This is a genomic window from Burkholderia sp. Se-20373 (genome assembly GCF_017104705.1).
GTDB lineage: Bacteria > Pseudomonadota > Gammaproteobacteria > Burkholderiales > Burkholderiaceae > Burkholderia.
In genome coordinates this window covers 1-1,088 of record NZ_JAAGPH010000337.1, presented here as the reverse complement: position 1 = coordinate 1,088, position 1,088 = coordinate 1, and the positions used below count along the sequence as shown (strand labels likewise).

At 69.0% G+C, this 1,088-nt stretch carries 1 protein-coding gene; it reads right to left on the bottom strand.

Annotation, left to right across the window (positions count from 1 at the left end; all coding sequences use genetic code 11):
• Positions 1 to 892: glyoxalase (locus tag G3N96_RS38620; protein ID WP_206140484.1), on the bottom strand; the 892-nt coding region annotated here is incomplete at its 3' end.
• Positions 893 to 1,088 lie beyond the last annotated feature (196 nt).

Genomic DNA, 1,088 nt, shown 5'->3' with positions numbered 1-1,088 from the left:
CGCGGCCGTCCGACGTGAACGGCGGCACGAGCACCATCACGCCCGCGGCTTCGGCCTGCTTCAGCGTCGTGGCCAGGTCGGCGACTTCATAGCCGGTCATCTCGCGCCCGAACGGGAACGGCAGATGGCCGTCCGTCGCGAGCACCGTCATCTTGCCGAAGCCCGATTCGATACGAATGCGGCGGTACGTGTCGTTCGGCCGGCCGATCTCGATGCCCGGCGCCTTGCGCACGTCCGACACGATCTTGCCGTGCGAGAACGCGGCGAAGTCGTGCGCGAGCTTGCCCGCGCGTTCCGGCGACACGTACACGCGGTTTTCCGGCACCGTCTGCAGCGGGTCGTAATTCGGCGCCTGCGTGTGCCAGTACAGCTGCATGTTCACGCCGCCCGGCCAGCGGATGATCGCGTCGCGCCCGATCGGATCGGGGAACGTCGCGACGACCACGTCCGCGCCATGCGCGCGCGCCGACTTCACGGCCATGTCCATGTCGGTCACCAGATAGCCGGTGCGCTCCTGGCAGAACGGATACGGGATCGGCGTCTTGAAGCCGAACACCGAGATCGTGCCGACCGGCGTGAGCACCAGTTGCGACATCGTCTGGCTCGGCGTCGGCGTGACCTGGAACACGCCCTGCTTCGACTTCTTGCCGCCGAACGTCGCGACGAAGCTGTCGGTGAAGCGGTCGAAGTCTTCCGGCGCGACGCACACGTGCGTCGTGTCGTACTGCGGGCCGACCGCGACCGCCGGGAAGCGCGCGGCGGCCGGCTGGCGCGCCGTGTCGTCCAGATGCGTTTCGTCGGCATGCGACGGGGCGGCCGCCAGCAACGCGGCGAGCATCGCCGTCGACGCAGTCGTCATGCGCAGCACATGGCGCAGGTTCAGTGAAATCATCGGGTTCTCCTTGAAGGTGGCGCGCAGCGGCACGCCGCGCGCGAAAATGGGTTCAGCGCGAGGCGGGCAGCTCGGCCAGGCGTGCGGATCGATACGTGAGAAAGCCCAGCACCGCGAGCGGCAGCGCGAGCGCCCAGAACGCGGCATACAGGTACGCCGTCGCGCCGGCGCCCGCGCCGAGCGCGAAACCGGCCAA